We start from the raw sequence: 4,155 nt of genomic DNA, 5'->3' as shown, positions 1-4,155 counted from the left end.
GCCCCGGATGAACAACCTACTGAGAGATCACATCTAGCGCGGCGCTGGCCTTGCCACAACAATGCTATTTCACAAGAGAATCAAAAGATCCAGATCATTGCTCTGACTGAGCCCACTGAGCATCGTGCGCCACATTGGCAGCAAGCTTGATAGCTAGAAGATTTTCCAAGCATCTACCTTATTGATCCACTTCTCGGATCGCATAGATACTCAACGCAGGAGTGACTCTCTCGTACACGACATTCGCCGTTGGTTGTCGTGGAGCCAAAAACGAAAAAAACCGGCACGAGGCCGGCTTTTTCGTTGACGCTCAAATTCGTGGTGGGCGGTGCAGGGTTCGAACCTGCGACCCTTGCCGTGTGAAGGCAATGCTCTACCGCTGAGCTAACCGCCCGTGTCGCGAGCCGCACATTATAGGGCTGTGGCGCGCGGCGTCAATGGGTCCTTGCAAGGTCCGTTGCGCGGCGTCGCCGCGCGGCCGCTACATGGTCTGGGTGGGCTTGTCGGCGTTGAGGATGCCGGCCAACTGGGTCTCGATCTTGGTGCGGATGGTCTCGCCTTCGCTGTTGTCCGGCAGTTGCACGCCGATGCCGGCGGCGCGGTTGCCCTGGGCGCCGACCGGGGTCACCCAGATCACCTTGCCGGCCACCGGCAGGCGCTCGCTGGAATCGGGCAGGGTCAGCAGCAGGAACACTTCGTCGCCGAGGAAGTAGCGCTTGGGGGTGGGCACGAAGATGCCGCCGTTCTTCACGAACGGCATGTAGGCGTTGTACAGCGCCGCCTTGTCCTTCACCGCCAGCGACAGGATGCCCTGGCGTCCGCTCATCGCGCTCATCGTTGTGCCCCTCTCCGGGCCGGGCGATCGCCATCGCGCCAGGCCAGCAACAGTTCCGCGATCGCCAGGTCGGCGCGCACGGTGGTCCGCAGCAGATCGCGGGTGCGATTGGCGGCGTCGAACCACGCGGCCAGCTTGTGCAATCGCGCCGGGTCGGTCAAGCCGGCCTGCGACGCCTGGGCAAGCGCCAGGTCGGCGGCATGGCCCAGGCGCTGCTCGGCGAGTGCGTCGCCGCTCCAGCGCTGCGCGGCGTCCAGCGCGCCGAGCTTGCCGGCAGCGACCTGTTCCAGATCCGCGGCCACCTGCCGGCGCAGCTTCAATCCGTCCTCGCGCAGCCACTGCGCGGCCAGGCCGGGATGGCCGCGTGCGGCATCCAGCGCTTCGCGTGCGGTCTTCTCGGGAAAGTCCTGGGCCAGCAACCAGGCGATCGCCTCGTCGGCCGGCGGCAGCTTGAATTCCAGCCGCTGGCAGCGGCTGCGGATGGTCGCCGGCAGGCGCGCCGGCTGCGCGCTGATCAGCCACAGATAGCGGCCGGGCTGCGGCTCTTCCAACGTCTTCAGCAAGGCGTTGCAAGCGGCGCGGTTGATCGCGTCGGCCGGGTCCACCACCACCACCTGGGCCACGCCGTACTGCGGGGTCAGCGCCAGCTTCTGCGAGATCTCGCGCACCTGCTCGATGACGATCTCGGTGCGTAGCTTGTCGCCGGTGCGGTTGGGGATGAACGAGATCAGTTGCAGGTCCGGATGGGTGCCGGCGGCGATCAACTGCGCGCTACGCAGGGCCGCGGCCGGCTCGCCCTGACCGAGTACGTGCGCGGCCAGCTTCAGCGCCACCGCACGCTTGCCCAGGCCTTCCGGCCCACAGATCAGCAGGCCGTGGCCGAGGCGGCCCGCATCGAGCGCGGCCACGGTCTGGTCGTAGGCGCGCTGCTGCCACGGCGCGAACGGCACGTCGCTCATGGCGTCGGCTCCTGTTGCTGCTGCACCCACGCCGCCAGTGCGGCGGCGACCGCCTGCGCCACCGCCTGCGGCGGCTGGCTGGCGTCGATGACGCGGAAGCGCTGCGGGTCCTGCGCGGCGCGCTGGCGGAAGCCAGCACGCACGCGCTGGAAGAAATCGTCCTGCTCGCTCTCGATCCGGTCCGGCCACAGATCGCGGCCGCTGGTGCGGGCGCGACCGATCTGCACGTCCAGATCCAGCAGCAGGGTCAGGCCCGGCTGCAGGCCGACCGCGCGCCGTTCCAGGTCGGCGATCCAGGCGCGATCCAGGCCGCGGCCTTCGCCCTGGTAGGCGTAGCTGGAATCGGTGAAGCGGTCGCTGACCACGTAAGCGCCGCGCTGCAGCGCCGGGCGGATCACCTCGCGCACGTGCTGCGCGCGCGCGGCGAACACCAGCAGCAGTTCGGTCTCGGCGGCCAGCGGCTCGGCGACCTCGCCGGGGGTCTTGTCCAGCAGCAGCGCGCGGATGCGCTCGGCCAGCGGCGTGCCGCCCGGTTCGCGGGTCAGCACCACTTCGTGGCCCTGCGCCTGCAACGCATCGCGGATCGCGTTGATCGCGGTGGTCTTGCCGGCGCCCTCGCCGCCTTCCAGGCTGACGAAGCGATGGTGACGCAGCACGGCCTCGCTCATGGCGACACCGCCGCGTCGCTGCGCGCCTGGCGCAGGCGCTGCAGGTAGCGCGCCACCGCCGCGTTGTGCTCGGCGTAGTTGGCGGAGAACGCATGCGCGCCGCTGCCGTCGCCGATGGCCACGAAGTACAGGCTGTCGCCCGGCGCCGGGTTGGTGGCGGCACGCAGCGCGTCGCGGCCGGGCATGGCGATCGGGGTCGGGGTCAGGCCGGTGCGGGTGTAGGTGTTGTACGGGGTATCGGTCTCCAGGTCGCGCTTGCGGATGTTGCCGTCGTAGGCGCTGCCGATGCCGTAGATCACGGTCGGGTCGGTCTGCAGTTTCATGCCCAGTTGCAGGCGGCGCACGAACACGCCGGCGATCTGCGGACGCTCGGCGGCCAGGCCGGTTTCCTTTTCCACGATCGAGGCCAGGATCAGCGCCTGCTCCGGCGACTGCAGTGACAGGTCCTTGGCGCGCGCGTCCCAGGCCTCGGCCAGCGCCTTGTCCATCGCCGCATGCGCGCGGCGCAGCACCTGCAGGTCGGTGTCGCCGCGCTGGTAGAGGTAGGTCTCGGGCAGGAAGCGGCCTTCCGGGTGTTGGCCGGGCTGGCCGAGCTTGGCCATCAGTTCGCTGTCGCTGAGGTCGGCGGTGGTGTGCACCAGCGGCGTGGCCGCGTTCAAGGCGCTACGCAGCTGGCGCACGTTCCAGCCTTCGACGATGGTGAAGCGGTACTGGATCACCTGGCCCTTGCGCATGCGCAGCAGCAGTTCGCGCGGGCTCAGTGCCGGCTGCAGTGCGTATTCGCCAAACTTGAGCTTGCCGGCCACGCCCAGTTCGCGCGCCAGCACCTGCCACTGCAGGTCGCTGCCCTGGTTCACGCCGGCGGCGCGCAGCTTGCGCAGCACGCCGTTGAGCGAGGCGCCGCGCGCCACTTCCACGCTGGGCTGGCTCGCCTGCAGCGGTTGCTCGGCGAAGGCGCGATAGCTGTGCCACCACCAGGCGCCGGCCGCGGCCACCAGCAGCGCCAGCACCAGCAATGTTCCCAGCAGGGTCAGACACCCGCGTTTAGCCCAAGCCACGACCACCTCGGAGCGAATTCAATGGCGTGCAGGATACCGCGCGGCCGGCATGGCCCGGTATCGCGCGGCCCCGCTCACGGCTCCAGCGCGCGCAGCAGGCCGCGCGCCTTGGCCCGGGTCTCGTCGAGTTCGCGCTCCGGGTCGGAATCGAACACGATGCCGGCGCCGGTGCGGAACTGCACCTGCGCGCCGTCCACCTCGGCGGTGCGGATCAGGATGTTCAGGTCCATGTCGCCGTCGCGGTTGAGCCAGCCGAACGCACCGGTGTAAGCGCCGCGCGGGGTCTGCTCCAGCTCGGCGATGATCTGCATGCAGCGCACCTTAGGGCAGCCGGTGATGGTGCCGCCGGGGAAGGTGGCGCGGATCGTCTCGCCCGGAGTCGTTCCCGCACGCAGCCGGCCGCGCACGTTGCTGACGATGTGGTGCACGTGGGCGTAGCTCTCCACGGTCATCAGCTCGTCGACCTCCACGCTGCCCGGCGTGCAGATCCGCCCCAGGTCGTTGCGCTCCAGGTCGATCAGCATCACGTGCTCGGCGCGCTCCTTGGGATGCCCGACCAGTTCGCGGATGCGCGCGGCCTCGTCGTCGCCCGGCGCGCGTGCGCGGGTGCCGGCGATCGGCCGGGTCTCGACCAC

General features: G+C 69.4%; 5 protein-coding genes and 1 tRNA gene. All 6 read right to left on the bottom strand.

Annotated elements, in window-relative coordinates; translation table 11 throughout:
• Nucleotides 1-319: 319 nt before the first annotated feature.
• Nucleotides 320-394: transfer RNA gene (locus D588_RS0121830), tRNA-Val, on the bottom strand.
• Between the two features lie 87 nt (nt 395-481).
• Nucleotides 482-835 carry a PilZ domain-containing protein gene (locus D588_RS0121825; protein ID WP_010342469.1) on the bottom strand — a complete coding sequence of 118 codons (354 nt, stop codon included), beginning with the start codon at nt 833-835 and terminating at the stop codon, nt 482-484.
• Complete coding sequence (locus D588_RS0121820; RefSeq protein ID WP_017917513.1) at nt 832-1,794, bottom strand: DNA polymerase III subunit delta'; 963 nt, start codon at nt 1,792-1,794, stop codon at nt 832-834. The genes D588_RS0121825 and D588_RS0121820 overlap by 4 nt, the downstream gene beginning before the upstream one ends.
• Nucleotides 1,791-2,462: a dTMP kinase gene (gene tmk, locus D588_RS0121815; RefSeq protein ID WP_017917512.1), complete on the bottom strand. Its 672-nt coding sequence runs from the start codon at nt 2,460-2,462 to the stop codon at nt 1,791-1,793. Before tmk ends, D588_RS0121820 begins: the two co-directional genes overlap by 4 nt.
• Nucleotides 2,459-3,520: an endolytic transglycosylase MltG gene (gene mltG, locus D588_RS0121810; RefSeq protein ID WP_043086812.1), complete on the bottom strand. Its 1,062-nt coding sequence runs from the start codon at nt 3,518-3,520 to the stop codon at nt 2,459-2,461. Before mltG ends, tmk begins: the two co-directional genes overlap by 4 nt.
• Nucleotides 3,521-3,594: 74 nt before the next feature.
• The coding region (locus D588_RS0121805) for a chorismate-binding protein (protein ID WP_017917510.1) at nt 3,595-4,155 on the bottom strand (561 nt) is incomplete at its 5' end.

It is taken from the genome of Xanthomonas sp. SHU 308 (genome assembly GCF_000364645.1).
In the GTDB taxonomy this organism is placed as follows: Bacteria; Pseudomonadota; Gammaproteobacteria; order Xanthomonadales; family Xanthomonadaceae; genus Xanthomonas_A; species Xanthomonas_A sontii.
Note: the sequence above shows the minus strand (reverse complement) of the source record. Positions and strands in the feature narration are given on the sequence as shown.